Origin of the sequence: Pseudomonas koreensis, from assembly GCF_036668835.1 — a bacterium.
GTDB lineage: Bacteria > Pseudomonadota > Gammaproteobacteria > Pseudomonadales > Pseudomonadaceae > Aquipseudomonas > Aquipseudomonas koreensis_I.
In genome coordinates this window covers 1-17733 of sequence record NZ_JAZEVW010000011.1, presented here as the reverse complement: position 1 = coordinate 17733, position 17733 = coordinate 1, and the positions used below count along the sequence as shown (strand labels likewise).

17 protein-coding genes are annotated in these 17733 nt (G+C 59.4%); 6 read left to right on the top strand and 11 right to left on the bottom strand.

Translation table 11 applies throughout. From position 1 onward, the window contains the following. Window positions 1-10 precede the first annotated feature (10 nt). Genes V6F91_RS24400 through V6F91_RS24375 form a run of 6 tightly spaced genes read right to left on the bottom strand, consistent with a single transcriptional unit; the run spans window position 11 to window position 7292 of the window. Window positions 11-1114, bottom strand: coding sequence for a hypothetical protein (locus V6F91_RS24400; RefSeq protein WP_332768968.1), 1104 nt, complete (start codon window positions 1112-1114; stop codon window positions 11-13). Beyond that, complete coding sequence (locus V6F91_RS24395) at window positions 1105-2337, bottom strand: phosphoribosylaminoimidazole carboxylase (protein ID WP_332768966.1); 1233 nt, start codon at window positions 2335-2337, stop codon at window positions 1105-1107. Before V6F91_RS24395 ends, V6F91_RS24400 begins: the two co-directional genes overlap by 10 nt. Continuing rightward, entirely contained in the window at window positions 2334-3446 is a 1113-nt protein-coding gene (locus V6F91_RS24390; RefSeq protein ID WP_332768964.1) for a polysaccharide pyruvyl transferase family protein, read from the bottom strand. The genes V6F91_RS24395 and V6F91_RS24390 overlap by 4 nt, the downstream gene beginning before the upstream one ends. 14 nt (window positions 3447-3460) lie before the next feature. Then, complete coding sequence (locus V6F91_RS24385) at window positions 3461-4543, bottom strand: glycosyltransferase (protein WP_090284689.1); 1083 nt, start codon at window positions 4541-4543, stop codon at window positions 3461-3463. A gap of 40 nt (window positions 4544-4583) precedes the next feature. Further along, complete coding sequence (locus V6F91_RS24380; RefSeq protein WP_332768960.1) at window positions 4584-6812, bottom strand: polysaccharide biosynthesis tyrosine autokinase; 2229 nt, start codon at window positions 6810-6812, stop codon at window positions 4584-4586. Window positions 6813-6851: 39 nt separating this feature from the next. Beyond that, window positions 6852-7292, bottom strand: a complete 441-nt coding sequence (locus V6F91_RS24375) for a low molecular weight protein-tyrosine-phosphatase (RefSeq protein ID WP_208940419.1) — start codon at window positions 7290-7292, stop codon at window positions 6852-6854. Window positions 7293-7586: 294 nt separating this feature from the next. Here V6F91_RS24375 and V6F91_RS24370 point away from each other — a divergent pair, with 294 nt between their 5' ends. Both V6F91_RS24370 and tal read left to right on the top strand, forming a co-directional pair. Next, window positions 7587-8543: a cellulase family glycosylhydrolase gene (locus V6F91_RS24370; protein WP_332768958.1), complete on the top strand. Its 957-nt coding sequence runs from the start codon at window positions 7587-7589 to the stop codon at window positions 8541-8543. A gap of 202 nt (window positions 8544-8745) precedes the next feature. Beyond that, window positions 8746-9672 (top strand): transaldolase, encoded by a 927-nt coding sequence (gene tal, locus V6F91_RS24365; RefSeq protein WP_093099902.1) that lies wholly within the window; start codon window positions 8746-8748, stop codon window positions 9670-9672. Between the two features lie 215 nt (window positions 9673-9887). On the opposite strand, the gene rssC is transcribed toward tal, so the two are convergent. The 3 genes from rssC to V6F91_RS24350 all read right to left on the bottom strand — a co-directional run bounded on the left by rssC (window position 9888) and on the right by V6F91_RS24350 (window position 12584). Continuing rightward, window positions 9888-10370: an anti-sigma factor antagonist RssC gene (gene rssC, locus V6F91_RS24360; protein ID WP_003226553.1), complete on the bottom strand. Its 483-nt coding sequence runs from the start codon at window positions 10368-10370 to the stop codon at window positions 9888-9890. Further along, window positions 10367-11551, bottom strand: a complete 1185-nt coding sequence (gene rssB, locus V6F91_RS24355) for a two-component system response regulator RssB (RefSeq protein WP_332768953.1) — start codon at window positions 11549-11551, stop codon at window positions 10367-10369. Before rssB ends, rssC begins: the two co-directional genes overlap by 4 nt. A 343-nt stretch (window positions 11552-11894) precedes the next feature. After that, window positions 11895-12584, bottom strand: coding sequence for an MlaA family lipoprotein (locus V6F91_RS24350; protein WP_208940416.1), 690 nt, complete (start codon window positions 12582-12584; stop codon window positions 11895-11897). Window positions 12585-12782: 198 nt separating this feature from the next. Between V6F91_RS24350 and V6F91_RS24345 the strand changes: the two genes are divergently transcribed. Both V6F91_RS24345 and V6F91_RS24340 read left to right on the top strand, forming a co-directional pair. After that, window positions 12783-13403, top strand: a complete 621-nt coding sequence (locus tag V6F91_RS24345; RefSeq protein ID WP_332768951.1) for an HAD family phosphatase — start codon at window positions 12783-12785, stop codon at window positions 13401-13403. Window positions 13404-13511: 108 nt separating this feature from the next. Beyond that, window positions 13512-13775: a DUF4404 family protein gene (locus tag V6F91_RS24340; protein WP_332768949.1), complete on the top strand. Its 264-nt coding sequence runs from the start codon at window positions 13512-13514 to the stop codon at window positions 13773-13775. A gap of 186 nt (window positions 13776-13961) precedes the next feature. On the opposite strand, the gene queF is transcribed toward V6F91_RS24340, so the two are convergent. Beyond that, complete coding sequence (gene queF, locus V6F91_RS24330) at window positions 13962-14792, bottom strand: NADPH-dependent 7-cyano-7-deazaguanine reductase QueF (protein ID WP_332768947.1); 831 nt, start codon at window positions 14790-14792, stop codon at window positions 13962-13964. A gap of 61 nt (window positions 14793-14853) precedes the next feature. Continuing rightward, entirely contained in the window at window positions 14854-15387 is a 534-nt protein-coding gene (locus V6F91_RS24325; RefSeq protein ID WP_332768945.1) for a cupredoxin family protein, read from the bottom strand. A 162-nt stretch (window positions 15388-15549) separates the two neighbouring features. On the opposite strand from V6F91_RS24325, the gene V6F91_RS24320 reads away from it, so the two are divergent. Together V6F91_RS24320 and V6F91_RS24315 are read left to right on the top strand one after the other, a co-directional pair. After that, a complete protein-coding gene (locus tag V6F91_RS24320; RefSeq protein WP_332768943.1) occupies window positions 15550-16230 on the top strand; it encodes a heavy metal response regulator transcription factor in 681 nt (226 codons plus the stop codon). Further along, window positions 16230-17576, top strand: coding sequence for a heavy metal sensor histidine kinase (locus tag V6F91_RS24315; protein WP_332768941.1), 1347 nt, complete (start codon window positions 16230-16232; stop codon window positions 17574-17576). The genes V6F91_RS24320 and V6F91_RS24315 overlap by 1 nt, the downstream gene beginning before the upstream one ends. Window positions 17577-17733 lie beyond the last annotated feature (157 nt).

Below are 17733 nucleotides of genomic sequence, written 5' to 3'. Positions count from 1 at the left end.
AGCACCTGCCTCAATTCAGAATTCGGGATTCAACCTGCACCGGCTTGTTCGCGCGCAGCATCAAGCCGAGGCCGACGAACAACACCGGCACCACCATCGAAAAATGCCGGGCGAAGGAACCGAAGTCCGGCTCGAACAAGCCTTGCACCAGCAGGAACGCCAACGGAATCGCGATCAGTTCCTTGGGTTTGGTCTGGATCGGCGCGCCCTTGTAATCGGTCGAGGTGATGACTTTGAACAGCAGCAGCGCGGTCATGATCATCAGCGCAACGAAGATCACCTGACCCGGCCCGGACAGCAGGATCAGTTCCACCGGGAACGACAGCCGGAAGAAAATGATCATCGAGTCCAGCGCCTGCGAGACGAAATCACTGCCGCTGAGCCACGAGACGATCAACGACTTCGAGCCCTCCTCCCCCGCCGTGCGCAGTTCGTTGTTGCTGGCGCGAATCGACGACACCGGAAAGCCCAGCGCAACCTGAATGGCCATGGCTACCGCCAGATAAAACAGAAACAGCATCAGGAAGAAGGTGAAGCGCGACACGTACTTTTTCATCACGCAGACGCCGACCCACGACAGCGAAAACAGAATCCAGTACGGCCGGATCAGCACGCCGTAGATCACCGCCGAGAGGAAAAAACCGCCGCGATATTTGCGTGTCAACGAGCTGAGCAGAATGCTCAACACCGCCACCGAGACGATGATTTCCTTGGTCAGGTTCTCGAGGAAAAACGAACGCACGATGCCCCACAGACACAAGGTGCCGAAGATCGTCAACGGCATGCGCCGAAACACCACCACCGGAATCGCCGTGAGGAAAAAATTGCAGAACATGCCGTAGGCCCAGGCATTGGTCAGGTTGATCCCGGTGGGCCGCAGCAGGAACGCCGAGCACTCGTAGGACGAGCGATCGGGCGAGAACGGGTTCCAGAAATTGCAGTTGTCGGCGCGCGCGTAGGACGACCACAAGGTCATCGCATCCGGCCCCGGATCACGCGGGACCAACAGCGGCATTGCCACCGACAAAAACAGCCCGGTAAACAGGATCAGAAACGAAAGCGAAGAATCGAGTCGCTTGCCGCGAAACTCGATGCACGGCAACTTCAGGCCCATGACAACGCAGCCTTCTTCGCCGCGGTGACACGGGTCAACAGCGCAATCACTGCAAGCTGCACGACGATGGCGAAGACGTTGCCCCACGCCGCGCCGTAAATCGAGTAATGCTTGATCAGCACATAGCTGACCGGTACCGAGACCAGCAGGCAGATCGCCGCGCTGGCCAGCGACACCCGGCTGTTTTTCGAAGCAATCAAACCGCCCCAGACGATGTCGCCGATGGCCCGCAGCGCGAAGGAAAATATCAGCACACCAAGGATCGCGTTGTCGGGGCGCGGCACGCTGGTGGCGACGTAATCGAGCACCAGATTGAAAAACACATAGATCGCCACGGCGACAACGGCGGACACCACCAGCGAGCGCATCACCCACTTGTTCACGAACAGTTGCTTGACCGTGAACGCCTGTTGATCGGCCTGAAAGCGCTTGGCCAACACCGGAATCCCGACCACCGCCACCACTGCATACGACAACGCCTGCAAGGTGTTCGCCGCCGACCACGCGTACACGTATTTACCAAGGCTGGCGTAGGGCTCCAGATCGATGATCAGAAAGCGCTCGGCGTACTGACTCAGGGCGATCAAGCCCGTGCCGAGGTAGAACGGCAAACCGGCCTTCCACACGGTGGCGGTATCGAGCACCGCAGCCTCACGCCCCGTGTGTACCCGTGCGACGATCAGGTAACCGGCGACGATCACCAGCACGTTGGCAACGACCCACAGCCACAACACACTGGCGATGCCCGCGACCCAGCCGAGCATCATCCCGGCCACGGCCAACACTGCCCACAAACCGGTCTTGATGAAAAACAGCAAGGCCCCGGCGGTGGCTTTCTGTGCAGAAAACACGAACGAGTTGATCTCGAACGACAGGTGTTCTGTGAGCAATACCAACGTCACGCAAAGCACCAGCGCAGCGGTCGCTTCGACCTGCTGAAACAGCGAATAGATCAGCACCGTGACCACCGACAACAGCAGCCCTACTGCCAGATATAACAGCAGGACTTTGTCGACCACCCGGCGCGAACTGCCGCCCACACTGATCAAGCGATTGATCTCGGAACTGAAACCGACGCTGTAGAACTTCGAGGCAATCAGCGACGCTGCCACCGCCACGCCGTAAAAACCCAGTGCTTCATAGCCCAGGTAATGGGTAATCGCGAGCACCAGCAGAAACTTCGCGCCCAATGCCCCGCCGCGAAGCAACAGGCGAAATATCATCGAACGACACCCTTGATGATCTCGTCCATGGCCACGGTTTTTGCCTCGATCTCGCGGCAGGTGTCGGTCAGGCGTTTGCCGAAATCCGCCAAGGCATTCGGCGCGTACACCGTGTTGATGATGGTGTCGACGTCGATGTCACCGCCGTTGATCACCCAGTCTTCTACGCCCATGTCCTGATAAGCGCCAAAACCTTTGCGCTCGTAGCTGATGTGGTACGCCGGCACGCCGGACAGCAGCGATTCGATGGCGCCGTGCAAACGCACGGAAATCACCAGGTCCGGTTGATATTTGGCGATCGTGGCTTTCAGCGACAGCAGGTCTTCAGTGATGCCCAGTTCGCGATAGAACGCGCCGTCATCGTTGCCACGAACCGCGCTTTGCACGGCGCAGACCACTTTGCTTTTGTTCTTCAGCCGCTGCAGGAGCAATTTCAGGTTGGCGACGTAAGCGACTTTCTTCTCTTTGCTCCACTGCGGCGGCTTGCGCAGCACCACGCACACCGTGGCTGGCGACGCGGCGCAACGGGTGAACTTGGGCTGCTGGAGAATCTTGCTGGCCAGCGACTGCACCGCCAGATCCGGCGCGCGGTAGACGTTTTCGCAAGCGTCGAAAATCGCCGAGGAGCGATTGTCGCGGACGAACACCGCGTCGGCGCTGGCGTAGTGCTCGACGATCTTGCTGCTTTCGCCATGGAACGGGCCGATGCTCTGCGGCAGGTACACCGACGGCACCTTGCTGAGGATCGCGGTTTCCAGTTGCTTGGCGTGGCCGATTTTCAACTTGATGTGTTCGAAGGCACTTTTCGAGCGCATGTAACCGCCACCGACGCCAACGATCAGGTCGGTCTTTTTCAACAGATCCGCGAGCCCGGCGTAGGACTGGTTGAGAAACACCGCCTGCTTGACCCGGCCCAGGCCTTTGGCGGCCATCACCGGCGCGTCGAAACGCGGGTGCGGCAGGTAGTTGAAGGAGTCCGGGTCGGAGGCGACGACGCTGATCGCAGTGTCTTCACCAAAGTTGCGCTGCACCAGGGCAATCGCCAGGTCGACCAGCAAACCGTCACCGGAGTTGGAGGCACTGTAGCCGTGCAAAATCGTTACGTTCATAGCGTGAGTTCTACTTAATAAGTGGGAGCGCGATACAGGTCGTAGGTCTGGCGAATCATCAACGCGGCGCTGAAACGCTCGCGGACGATGCTCCGGCCTTCGTTGCCGAGGTCGAGCAGGCGCGGTTTCTGGATGATCGTCAGCACATCGGCGAGTGCCTGGTGATCGCCGCTGGGGAAGACGTAGCCGGACACTTCGTTGGTGACCAGTTCTGGCAGCGAGGTGCAGTTGCTGGCAATCACCGGCAAGCCCATGGCCATGCCTTCCAGCGGCACCATGGCAAACCCTTCCCAGCGACTGGGCACGATCAGCGCATCGGCTTTCTGATACAGCGCCTGCACTTCACTGGGCGTTACCCACGGCAGGTATTCGACCGAGTCCATCGGCGGGCAATCCACCGAATCTTCGTTCACCGCACTGCCGACCACCGTCAGCTTGAGGTCCTTGCGCTGGACTTTGGCGAAGGCCTTGAGCAGCACGTCGAAGCCTTTCTGATAATCGAGACGGCCGACGAACAGCAAATGGATCGGCTCGGTACCCGCGGCTTTCGGCGCGTCATCCTTGTGGTGGATGCCGTTGTAGATCAGTTTCATGCGCTTGCGCTCGATGCCGAACCGCGCGGCTTTGTCGAGCTCGTACTGGCTGACGCAGATGATCACATCGGTGACTTTTTGCAGCACCCGCTCGATCCACGCATAGACCTTCTGCTTGGTCGGCGAGCTTTCCATCAGGAACGAAAACGCGTGCGGGCAATAGACGATCTGCGGCTTGCGCCACGGTCGCAACAGCACGCACACACAGCGGCCGATCACCCCGGAAAACGTGCTGTGCAGATGCACCACATCGGGTTTTTCCTTGATCAGCACCTGGCTCAGGCGCCAGGCGAAACGCAACAACGACGGCACATTGCGGCCGGTGCGGGCGAAGGTGCGAATCTGCGGCGGCGCGATGCCGTGCAGTTCCTTTTCCTGATCCTCGGGGACCAGGTACACCAGTTCGTAGTTTGCCGCGTCGCCTTCGGGGGAAGCCGAAATCGTGCGGATGACCGTCGCGACGCCACCTTTGATCGTCTCTGCCACGTGCAGTATTTTCTTCACAACTCACCCACTTCAAACAGGAAAGGACAATCGCCAGATTTCAGGATTTGTCGGACGCGTATTCGTAGTTGTAATAGCCGTAGCCACCGTTGCCGTAGTAGCTGGCGGCACGCTTCTCGACGCCGTTGAACACCGCACCTTTGAGCTCGATGCCGTTCTGCGCGAAACGGCGGATGGTCAGTTCGATTTCCTTCGCCGGGTTCACCCCGAAGCGCGTGACGATCAGGCTGATCCCGGCTTCACGGCCGACAATCGCCGCGTCGGTGACCGCCAGCAGCGGCGGCGTATCGATGATCACCAGGTCGTAGCGCTCGCTCAGTTCCGCCAGCAAGTCGCGGAAATTGGCGTGCATCAACAGTTCGGAAGGATTCGGCGGCACTTGGCCGCGACTGATGAAATGCAGGTTGTCGACTTCGACGGTGTGGATCGCCTCATCGAGGCTGCAGCGCTTGACCAGCAGGTCGGACAAGCCGTTGCTGATCGGCGTGTTGAGGGTCTTGTGCAGGTGACCTTTGCGCATGTCGGCATCGATCAGCACCACGCGCTGGCCGCTCAAGGCCATGACCGCGGCGAGGTTGGACGAGACGAAGGTCTTGCCGACCTGCGGGCTTGGCCCGGAAATCATGATGCGGTTGTTGGTCGAATCGAGCCCGGCGAAGTGCAGGCAGGTGCGCAGGCTGCGTATCGATTCGATCGACAGGTCAGTCGGATTGCGCAGCGCCAGTAGATACGCCGGTTTGTCGACGCCGTCGCGGGCACGCCCTTTTCTGCCGTCTTCTTCCTCTTGCAGCGCGCTGTAGGGAATCGACGCGTACACCGGCAAACCCAATTGCTCGATCGCCTCAGGACCTTCAAGGCCTCGGCTCAGGGATTTGCGCAGCAGCACCAGCGCCACGCCGACGAAGGCGCCAAGGAATGTGGCGATCAGCACGATCAGTGGCTTCTTCGGTTTGACCGGGCTGGTCAGATCGACGTCGGCGGTGTCGACCAGGCGCACGTTACCTACCGCACCAGCGCGGACGATGTCCAGCTCCTGGGATTTGTTCAGCAACTGCGTGTAGATCTGCGAAGCGACTTCGACGTCGCGGGTCAGGTTGAGCAGTTCCTGCTGGGTCGCCGGCAAGTCCTGGACTTTGCCTTCCAGCGACTTCTGTTGCTGGGTCAACTCGCCGATCTGGCTCATCAAGGCGCGATAGGCCGGATGCTGTTTGGTGAACTTGCGATCCAGTTCCGCCTGCTGCATTTTCAGTTCGGAGATGCGCGTTTCCAGCGCCACCGACTGGCCCAGCACCGATTGGGTTTCCAGGGAGATGTTCACGGTCTTGCCGTGGGTCTGGTAAGCGTTAAGCGCATCGCTGGCCTTGGCCAGATCACGCTTGACCTGCGGCAACTGACTCTGCAGAAACGCCAGACTTTGCGCCGCCTCCGCCGAAGTACGCCGCACGTTTTGCTCGACGTAGAGCGCGGCGATCTTGTTGAGAATCTTCACCGCTTCAGCCGCATCGGAACTGGCCAGCGCCAGACGGATGATCCCCGACTCCTTGCCCTGCTCGGAAATATCCAGCGCGTCCTGATAGCCCTGAATCGTCACGATCCGCGGATTGCGCACCACTTCGAAGTTCGTACCGGGGTTGGCCGACAATTGTGTGATCAGGCCTTCGACGTCATCCTGAGCGAACGCTTCGCCGGCGCGACCTTCAACCAGCAGATTGTCGTTGTCATCGAACAGCTGGAAGCGTTGCTGCTCGCCGGCAATCAGCGTGAGTTTCTTGCCGAGCAATTCCTTGGGCAGATTGAGCCGGGCGAATTCCAGGCGCTCACCGCCCCAGGCGTAGCTGTTCAGGCCGAAGCGTGGCGCGGCGACGCGGGTCTCGGTTTCGCCGCGATAACGGCGGGCGAGAAAGCCGCCAATCATCGGGAAGGTTTTCGGCGTGACGTCGATGTCCAGACGCAGGTCGTCGACCGTTTTGCCGATCACCGCGCGGGATTTGATGATGCCGATTTCGGTCACCGACGGCGATTGCCCGCCGAGCATGCTGTTGAGGTCGGAGAAACCGAGCATGTCGTTCTTTTTCGGCTCGACCTGCACCAGCGCATTCGCCAGGTACACCGGCGTGGCCAACACTGCATAAGCCACGCCGGCGACCATGAAGGCGCCGGTCAATGCGCCGATCAACCACTTCTGATCGATCAGGCTGCCGAATATGCCGAGCAGATCAATACTGTCTTGATCATTGTCACGGGTGCCGATTACTGACGGTAACTGCATAAGTCTGTTCTTACCATTGACTGTTCTGAAGAATATGGGTCATTGCCCGAGGCGCTTTGCCCATGAACTAACTGCGTCTTCAATCAATGCGTGAGCATGAATAAAAGCGGCCTTGCCTTGACGATACGGATCCTGTATTTCGCGCTCGCTCTGCCACTTGCCAAGCAAAAACACTTTGCCTCGGGCGTGGGAGGCAATCTTCAGTACTTGATTGACGTGCTGTTTTTCCATGACCAGGATCAGGTCCGAGTCATTGACGATATCCGCAGTCAATTGCCGCGCCTTGAAACTCTCGGCGCTGTGCCCGTGCTCTTCCAGAACCTGCCGCGCAGACGCCTCGACGCCCTCGCCAACCCGTGCCGAGAGGCCTGCGGAGGCCACGCTGATGGCCGAGGAGCCCAGCGCATTGCGCAACAAAAGTTCTGCCGTCGGACTCCGGCAAATATTGCCCACGCAGACAACGAGGATCTTTTTGAACAAGGTTTTACTTTCCTGTGTAATGTCAAACGGCCAATATCCCGAGAGCATTGGATTGAACCCTCAAGAACTTCCTGCACTCGGAAATAGATTCGCCCTGTTAGTCCCGAAGTATTAAGTACCACAGCGTTTAAAAGCGCCCCAACCACAATTAGCGGACTAAAAATAACTGTGATTTTCGAGCGTTTGTTTTCTGACAAAAAATAACATTCGTGCACTAAGTGCCAGCACTCCGTTCGAAAATTCAGTAACACGCTGATTAATTCGCAGTTGTCATTTCTCTTCGGGAGAGCAGACATGAAACCGACCCATTTCCAACGCGCCGGCGCCTTGACCCTGATGCTGCTGGGCGCGACTACTCAGGCCCAGGCCAGCGAACTGTTTCCCAACCTGCCCACGAGGACCATTGGTGTTCAGGTAAAAATCCAGAGTTTCACCGCGGCAGACGCTGAGCAGATCAAAGCCGCCGGTTTCAGCTTCGTGCGCTTCGGCGTCTGGAGCGACAGCCTCAGCGCCAAGGCTTATCAGCAACAAGTCAGCAATGCCTTCGCTGCCGCCAAGTCAGCCGGGCTGCCGGTGCTGCTGACCGTGCGCGCGATCAAGGCGCTGCCGGCCACCACGCCCGCCGAGCTGACAAGCGCCGGCGAGACCTTCGCCAAAGCCGTCAACGGCCTGCAACAGTCGTACAGCAGCCAACTGGTGGCGATCGAGCTGTGGAACGAGCCGGACCTGGAAACCTATTGGCCGACGCGCAATTTCTCCACGACCTTTGTGCCGTTCATGAGCGGCGTGTGCAAAACCCTGCAGGCACAACCACAGCTGACCCCAGTGGTCGGTTTCGGCTTCGCCCGGCCACCGAGCGCCGGTTCGGCGTCGACCACGGCCCTGAGCCGCATCGTCAGTGACTACCCGCAGTGCCTCGACGCGGTGTCCTATCACCCTTACGGCATGACTGCGACGCAGATCAGCAACGCACAAACGTTCATTCAACAGAATTTCAATCTGCCGGGCGTGATCAGTGAATGGGGGGTTTCGGCGCTCGCCTCGAACGGGGGCGCGGAAGGCCAAGCGAGCAAGATCAGCGCGTTTATCACGGACGTAAAACGCCTCAATATCCCGCTGAGCTCCATTTATGAATGGCGAAACAGTGACACCGGCAGTAATGATCGCGAGAAGAACTTCGGCCTGCTGACGTCGGACGGTCAGGCCAAACCGGCGCGGCTGTCGGTGGAAACCCAGCTCAACGCCGAGTAGACCATGGGCGACCGATCTGTTCGCAGGTCGGTTGCTTTGAACCTGTGCGCGGTTTTGGCATCGTATTCATCGGTACCACGCCCCGCCATTCAAACAATCGTTTTCAGGTTGTTGCCGCAGGGGCCATCGAGACACGCAACCGCCCTTGAGTGGCTGTCAGCGCTCGGGTAATGTCACCAGACCCACAGGACAGAGCACGCCCATGACTTCCAAGCTGGAACAACTCAAACAATTCACCACCGTGGTTGCCGACACCGGCGACTTCGAAGCGATCGCCCGGGTCAAACCGGTCGACGCCACCACCAACCCTTCCCTGCTGCTCAAAGCGGCGGCCATTCCGGCCTACGCCGAGCTGCTCAACGCCTGCGTCAGCGACTGCAAGGGCGATGTCGGCCTGGCCAGCGACCGCTTCGGCGTTGCCGTAGGCCAGGAAATCCTCAAGGTCATTCCGGGCCGTATTTCCACCGAAGTGGATGCGCGCCTGTCGTTCGACAAGGATGCCGTACTCAAACGCGCCCATCGCCTGATCGAGCTGTACGACAAGGCCGGCATCGGCCGTGACCGCGTGCTGATCAAGATCGCCTCGACCTGGGAAGGTATCCGCGCCGCTGAAGTGCTGGAAAAAGAAGGCATTCAGACCAACCTGACCCTGCTGTTCTCCTTCGCCCAGGCCGCCGCCTGCGCCGACGCAGGGGTATTCCTGATTTCGCCGTTCGTGGGCCGCATCTACGACTGGTACAAGAAAGCCAACGGCAACGACTACACTGGCGCCGATGATCCGGGCGTGCAGTCGGTCACCCGCATCTACAACTACTACAAGGCCAATGACTACAAGACCGTGGTCATGGGCGCGAGCTTCCGCAACCTCAGCCAGATCGAACAACTGGCCGGTTGCGACCGCCTGACCATCAGCCCGGACCTGATCGACAAGCTGGCCGCCGACACCGGCAAGCTGGAGCGCAAACTGGCCCCAGGCAATGCCGGCGAAGCCCGTCTGAGCCTCAACGAAGCGCAGTTCCGCTGGTTGTCCAACGAGGACGCCATGGCCACCGAAAAACTGGCTGAAGGCATTCGTCAGTTCGCCCGCGATCAGGAGAAGCTCGAGGCGCTGTTGCAGGCCAAGCTGTGAACTGAGTTGGCGTAATGCAAAAAGGGCGAACCCTCACGGGTTCGCCCTTTTTGTGTCTGCCGGAAAATTTCAGTTTTCTTGAGGGAGCTATCGCGAGCAGGCTCACTCCTACAGGGGATCTGTGGTTTTATCGCGAATATGTGTCGAGTAGAGAACCTGTAGGAGTGAGCCTGCTCGCGATAGGGCCAGCAGACCTTACCCTTAATCTCAAACCATCAATGCCGCTCGAGGGCATTCACCAGGTCATGAAACGCTTCCCGATTGGAATCGTTCAGGCCCATGAGGATCTTGTGCGCTTCGAGCACCTTGATCCGCACCACTTCTTCGGACTGGTCCTGATCTGGCAGGTCGTCCAGGCACTCCGGGCATGGCACCGGGTGGTTGACGATGTTGAACACCTGCTCGAAACCCATCGACTGCAGCAGCCGGGTGATGTCTTCGTGGGTGGTAACGACAGTCGGCAACAGGCCAACCTTTTGCCGCGACAGGATCGACAGTTTGGCCAACAGGCCAAGGGTCGTGCTGTCGATGCTGCGGGTTTCGGTCAAATCGATCACGATCGCGTTGAAATTCAACGCCGTGAAGATTTTCTCAATAGTCGCATCCAACGCCGAACACAGGGTCAGGCGAACTTCACCGACGAACTTCAGGACGAAGGTGCCGTCCTGCTCGGCGAACTGGATTCTACCGGTACTCATTGAAGATTCCTGCTCAACACCAACAGGGCGATATCATCCGGCATCTCCCCTAGCGTGGCCAATCCAAACACTTGCCGCAGACCATCCAGGCTGCCGCCCGCCGACTTCACCCGTTGAGGCAAAGCGGCTTCTTTTTCTTTGAGCGTCGGTTCTGGCAAAAGGTCCAGAATGCCATCCGACATCAGCGTCAGGCTGAATGTCGGCGGCAGCTCAAGCACGTGGTCTTCGTAGGTGGCTTCATTGAACAGCCCCACCGGCAGACCACGGCCTTCGAGATAACGAACACTGTCAGGCGTGTACAACACAGGCAACGGCAGATGGCCGCCGATGCTATAGGTCAACAAACCGGTCTCCTCGTCGATGACTCCACCGACCATTGTGACGTGTTTACCCAGCTTACAACTGATCAACCCCCGGTTGATATGACCGAGCACTTCCGAAGGCTTGAATTCCGGCAACGTGCCGTTGCGCTTGGATTCGAACAGCAAGCGCGTGGTCATGAACTTCAACAGCACGGTGACGAACGCTGAAGACGCGCCATGCCCGGAAACGTCCGCCAGATAAAACGCAACGCGGCGCTCGTCGACGCGGAAATAGTCGACAAAATCACCCGACAGGTACAACGACGGAATGATCTGGTGGGCAAACTGGAACTCGTCAATGCTCCACGGGCTTTCCGGCAGCATGTTCATCTGCACCTGGCGACCGGCGTTCTGGTCTTCCTGGAGCAGATTGAGGCTGGCCTCAAGCTCGCGGTTGGCCTTTTCCAGCTTCTCGCGGTAGCGCTGGTTTTCCAGCAGCAGGCGCGCACGATCCAGGGCTCGACGCACGGAATGCTCGAGCACCGCCAGATCTTCGAGAGGCTTGATCAGGTAATCCGCCGCGCCCAGGCGCAGGGCTTCGACCGCGTCGTTCATCACGCCTGCACCCGAGACGACAATCACCGGCGTTTGCGGTGAACGCTCGGTAACCTGACGAATCAGTTCGAGACCGCCCATCTGCGGCATGCGCAGATCGCAGATGACCAGGTCGGGCGTTTCTTGCTCGAATACCTGAAGACCCTGTTGACCGTTGCCGGCCTGCAGGACGCTGAAACCACTGTCTTCCAAATAGGCCGCGAGACTCGCGCGTACTACTTCGTCATCATCGATTATCAGCAGCGTGGCACTGGTTTTTGGCATGTGGGCAAACGGCGCCAGAATTAGGTTGGCGTAGGTGGCGAGGCCTCGGGCCTGGCACAGACTACTGGATTCGCTTTCTAGCCTCTCTGCAGCAGCGGTTTCAAGCATTTGCTTTGCACGCGATTTTGAACAGAGGTGCCCTTCTAAGGCGCAGACGGTACTCCCATCCGCAGAGCGTTTCAAGCGTGCGCCGATGGTCGCTTGACGACTTTGTTTGTCAAAGCACCGAGAGTTATAAGAACGGCCGGAAGCGTAACCGGATGGAAGGTCGCCTGCCGGGCCGCCCCTGCTCCACAGACAAAAAAGGCGACCCTGAGGTCGCCTTCCTGTTTAGCGATCGAAATCAGAAATCGTCTTCGACCTGGCCATCCTTCACCTTGAACTCGCGGTTCTGCAAGTAGGCGTTGCGGATGAACGTGTACTTGTCGCCGCTGATCAGCTTCTCGCTCGACAGCAAGCTGGCGCGGGTGTCGACGATGTTCAGGCCGAAGATCGAGTTGCGGGTCGGCACATGGTCGATGTAGCGGTACATGCCGGTGTAGCTGTCGACGTACTTGGACGGCGCATCACGCAGGGTGCTCGGGCCCATCAGCGGCAGCATCACGTACGGACCGCTGCCCACGCCCCAGTAACCGAGGGTCTGACCGAAGTCTTCGTCGCTGCGGTTCAGGCCCATTTTGGTGCCGACGTCGAAGAAGCCGAGCAGACCGAAAGTGGTGTTGAAGATCAGCCTTGCCGTATCGACGCCAGCGGCCGCCGGCTTGGCCTGCAGAATGTTGTTGGCCAGGTTGGTCACGTCGCCGACGTTGCGAAACATATTGTGAATGCCGTCTTCGAGAAACTGCGGCGTGACGAATTCATAACCCTGTGCCAGCGGCTTGAGCGCGTAGGTGTCAACGAAATCGTTGAACTGGAAAATCGGACGGTTGACGCTTTCCCAAGGATCTTCTTCCGTGGCCGCCTGGCTGGCCAACGGCGCCAGCGACAGGCCGGCATAGACACAAAGCTGAGCGAGCGGATGGCTCAAGCGCATAGAAAAAACTCCTTGGATTGTAGCGTCGCGGACGTCGGAGTCCGGGCATTAAGGCCGCTAGTATAAGCGTAAACGCCGGTTTGGACAGTCTGGCCGATGCAGCAGTCTGTAGGATTTTTCCGCGCAGGTCGTTCACGTCGCTGTCATCCAACTGTCACCGACGCGCCCTAGCCTGAGCGTTATTTCAGGGATGTTGCCATGACTCACGCCGAAACCTTGCCCCTCGCCGCCTCGAGCCTGACTGCCGTGCTGTTTGGCCTGAGCGGTTGCCTGGTGGATTTCGGCGCTCGCGCACGACAACAGACCAACGCCCTGCCCGAGCACGCCGAGGCCACGCCGGGTGCGCTCGACAGTTTGCGCAGCTTGCAGCGCGAGCAGATTCCCTGCGCCTGGCTGGATGAACTGCCAGCCGCCCTGACGCAATCCTTGTCAGCCGCGCTGCCATCCTGGATAAAACCGGCGCAACATTCGGCAACAACAATTCCATGGCCAGCGCCCAATGCTTGTTGGCAGGCGCTGATGGCGTTGAACGTCGGCAGCCTTGATGGATGCGTACTGGTCAGTGGCGAACCTCGATTGCTGCAATCAGGCCTCAACGCCGGTCTCTGGACCATCGGCCTCGCCTCCTGCGGTTCACTCTGCGGGCTGACGCCAGTGGAATGGCAGGCCCTGGGCCAAAAAGAGCGCGAACTGTTGCGTGGCAAGGCGACGATGCAACTGTTCGCACTGGGCGTGCATTCGGTGATCGATCATCTGGGCGAGCTCGACACGTGTCTGGCGGACATCAACCTGCGCCGCCTCAAAGGCGAAAAGCCCTGATCGGGATCATGCAGGTTTGGCGGGAGTGGATTAATCTAAAGGTCAGTCACCGACCTTTGGCGCGCGGCTGCGGTCAATGCCAGTGCCTATTGATAAAAGGAAACCACCATGCCCGCCCGCGAATTGCAAGATCAACTCAACACCCTGCGCGAGCAACTGGACCAGAATCCTCCGCTCTCTGAAGAAGAACGCACACATCTGCATGAACTGATGGTGCAGATCGAATCGGAAATCCAATTGGAAACTGCCACACAGGACGCGAGTATCGCCGATGGCGTGAATCTGGCGGTCGAGCGCTTCGAAGTCGAACACCCCGCCATCGCCGGCACCCTGCGCAACATCATGAACACCCTGGGCAGCATGGGCATCTGAATCCCTGCCGCACAAAAAAGCCCTGCCAGCGATGGCAGGGCTTTTTCATGTCTACGATTTGCAACGCAGCCCTTTGTGGGAGCGAGCCTGCTCGCGAAGGCGTCGTGTCAGTCGACATCGTCGTTGAATGACACACCGCATTCGCGAGCAGGCTCGCTCCCACATTGGATCTGTTACATCCTGACGTTATTGCCGCACCAGCCGATGGTTCGGCAACTGCGCCGCTTCAGTGCTGCGATACGGATTGATATCCAGACCACCACGACGCACATACCGCGCAAACACTGTCAGCTTCTGCGGCTTCAACAACCGCTGCAGGTCGAGGAAAATCCGCTCGACACACTGCTCATGAAAATCCGAATGCTGGCGGAAGCTGACGATGTACTCGAGCAGGCTGGCGTGATCCAGCGCCGAGCCACGGTACTCCACCACCACGCTGCCCCAGTCCGGCTGGCTGGTCACCGGGCAGTTCGACTTGAGCAGATGGCTGTGCACGCTCTCCTCGACGACGCGCGAATCATCGCAACGCAGCAGTTCCGGGCGCGGATGTTCATAGTTGCTGACGCTGATATCCAGATCATCGATGCACACGCCCGGCAACGCCACGACGCCCTCCGTTTCAACCTCTTTGAGACTGCGAACACGCACGCCCACCGGTTTGCCGGCCGCGGCGGACAAGTCCTTGACCAGCGTTGCCTCGAGCGTGGCGATGTCAGCGAACGGCGTCTGGTTCAGCGAATTCAGATACAGCTTGAATGACTTCGATTCGATGATGTTCGACGAATCGGCCGGGATGCTGAATTCACCGATCGCTACCACCGGTTTGCCCGAAGGCAGCAGCCACGACAGTTCGAAGCAGTTCCAGAAATCCACGCCTTTATACGGCAGGGTTTCGGCGGTCAAACCCAGCTCGGCCCATTTCGCGGTGCGCGGGATCGGGAACAGCAGGGACGGCGTGTACGTGGCGATGTATTCGCTGGACTTGCCCAGCGGCGAATGTTCGGCTGCGGGATGCATGGCGGAAACCTGACTGAAGAATCAGCGGATTCTACCAGCCTTTGCCCGCGCCTTTGAGTGCTTACTGACTGACAGCCAATTTGCCGACCATGCCAGCCTGATAATGCCCGGGAATGTTGCAGGCAAACTCCAGACTTGTCGCTTTGTTAAAGGTCCAGGTCAGTTCGGCAGTCTTGCCCGGCTCGACCAGCACGCTGTTGGGATCGTCGTGCTTCATGCCGTGGCCCATTGCTGCGTGGTCCATGCCGGTCATGTCGTGGGACATGTCTTTGATGCCGGTAGGCGTGAGCATGCCGCTTTGCTGCATCTGCAACATTTCCTGCTGGTGGCTGGCATGCATCGCGGCGTCACCGAGGTTGAATTCATGCAGCAACTGGCCCTTGTTCACCAGCACAAAACGAACCGTCTCACCGGGCTTGATCTGGATAGTCTCGGGATCGAACGACATATCACCCATGACCACCTCAACGCTGCGAGAAGCCTGGGCGGCCGACGCGGGTTGGCCGAAATCGTACGTGTGCGCTGGCGCCGCCCACACCGGTGCGCTCAGCGCCAGCAGACCGGCGGCCAACATCAGGGTTTTACGCAAAAACATGCTCATGCTCCAACAAGATAAGGTTCAGCCTGTGGGACACTCTAGCCGCCGTGCGCTGGCACTCACCTGACAGGCAGATTACAACTTTGTCAGGTTGGCGCCTGCCGCGTGCGCCCAAGGTATAACGCTATCGTTCGAACACCGGAAAACACCCGAGCCGCCATGAAACTGTTGATCGTCGAAGACCAAGCGAAAACCGGCCAATACCTGCGCCAGGGCCTGACCGAGGCCGGGTTCAACACGGAGCTGGTGGCTGACGGCAACAGCGGTCAGCAATTGGCGCTGAGCGGTGAATACGCCTTGCTGATCCTCGACGTGATGCTGCCGGGGCGCAGTGGCTGGCAGATTGTCCAGGCGGTGCGCAGTGCCGGACTGGATACGCCGGTACTTTTTCTGACCGCCAAAGACGCCGTAGAGGACCGGGTACACGGCCTTGAGCTCGGCGCCGATGATTATCTGGTCAAGCCCTTCGCCTTTTCCGAACTGCTCGCGCGGGTGCGCAGCCTGTTGCGCCGCGGCAGCGCTGCACCACAGGAAACCAGCCTGCAACTGGCCGATCTGCGTCTGGACCTGATCCGCCGCCGCGTCGAGCGCAACGGCCAGCGCATCGACTTGACCGCCAAGGAGTTCGCCCTGCTGGAAATGCTCCTGCGCCGTCAGGGCGAAGTGTTGCCGAAATCGCTGATCGCTTCGCAGGTCTGGGACATGAATTTCGACAGCGACACCAATGTCATCGAAGTGGCGATCCGCCGTTTGCGCCTGAAGATCGACGACGACTTCCCAGACAAGCTGATCCACACCGTGCGCGGCATGGGCTATGTGCTCGAAGAGCGCGGCGCCTGATGCGCAGGCTGTCGTTGAGTTCGCGTCTGGCCCTGCTGTTTGCTGCCTGCACTGCGGTGGTATCGCTGTTCGCCGGGGTGCTGTTCGATCGCGCCAGCGAGGCGCATTTTATTGAACTCGACCAGCAGCAACTGGAGACGAAATTGGTCGCTCTGCGTCGCGCCTTGCAGGATATTCAGCCCGCTCAACGCGACGCGCGCCTGGCCGATGAACTGAGCCGGCAGGTCGATCTCTCGCTGCGGATCACCAGCGGCGATGGTCAGCATTGGTATGACAGCTCGGCACAAATTCCGAAAAACCTGCCGCTGCAACCGGGCCTGTCGACGATCAGCGCTGACGGCACCGATTACCGCGTCCTGCGCGCGCCGCTCTACCCGGACACAGCGGATTCAGCGCAATTGACCCTGCTGCTGGACATCACCCACCACCAGCATTTTCTGCAACGCATGCAGCGCCTGATCTGGCTGACCATGGGTTTGTCGGCGCTGGCCACCGCGCTGCTTGGCGCCTGGGCGGCACGCAGTGGCTTGCGCCCGTTACGGCGCATGAGCGTGGTGGCTCGGGGGATTTCCGCACAGTCGCTCGATGCCCGCCTGCCGGAAACGCAAATGCCGCCCGAGCTTGCCGAAATGGCCCACAGCTTCAACGCCATGCTCGTACGCCTCGACGACTCGTTTCAGCGGCTCTCGGCGTTCTCGGCCGACATCGCCCATGAGCTGCGCACGCCGCTGTCGAACCTGCTGACCCACACCCAGGTCACCCTCACCCGCCCTCGCCCGCTCGAGGACTATCGCGAAGCGCTGCACAGCAACCTCGAAGAACTGCAATGGATGGCGCAACTGGTCAACGACATGTTGTACCTGGCTAAAGCCGATCACGGCTTGCTGGTGCCCAAACGTGAAGCGCTGGAATTGGCAGATGAAAGCGATGCGCTGCTGGAGTTTTTTGCGCCGTTGGCAGAGGACGCCGGGATTGAATTGAGCCGAGAAGGCCAAGCGCGAATCGACGGTGATCGCGGCATGTTGCGCCGAGCGTTGTCGAACCTGCTGGACAACGCGCTGCGGTTTACCCCGACTGAAGGTTATGTGCGTTTGAGCATTGTCGATCAGGCGAAGACTGTCCGCGTATGCGTCGAGAACAGTGGCGAGGGCATTTCAGCGCAGTTGCTGCCACGTTTGTTTGATCGCTTCTACCGGGCTGATCCGGCGCGGCAGGAAGGCAGCAGTGAACATGCGGGGTTGGGATTGTCGATTACCCAATCGATCGTTCGCGCCCATGGCGGGCAGATACATTGCGAATCGGAAGCCGGGGAGACGCGGTTCGTGATCGAGTTGCCTCGAACCTGAGGGCAGCAGGTCAGGCCCCTTCGTGAGCAGGCTCGCTTGTATGGTAGGACTTGAAGGGAGGAGGAGGGACAAGGCTCGATTCTGACTGTTAGCGCAGTGCAGACCGTGGGAGATTTTCACCCTCCTCCTTTCACCCAAGCGCCGATAAAGAATGCAT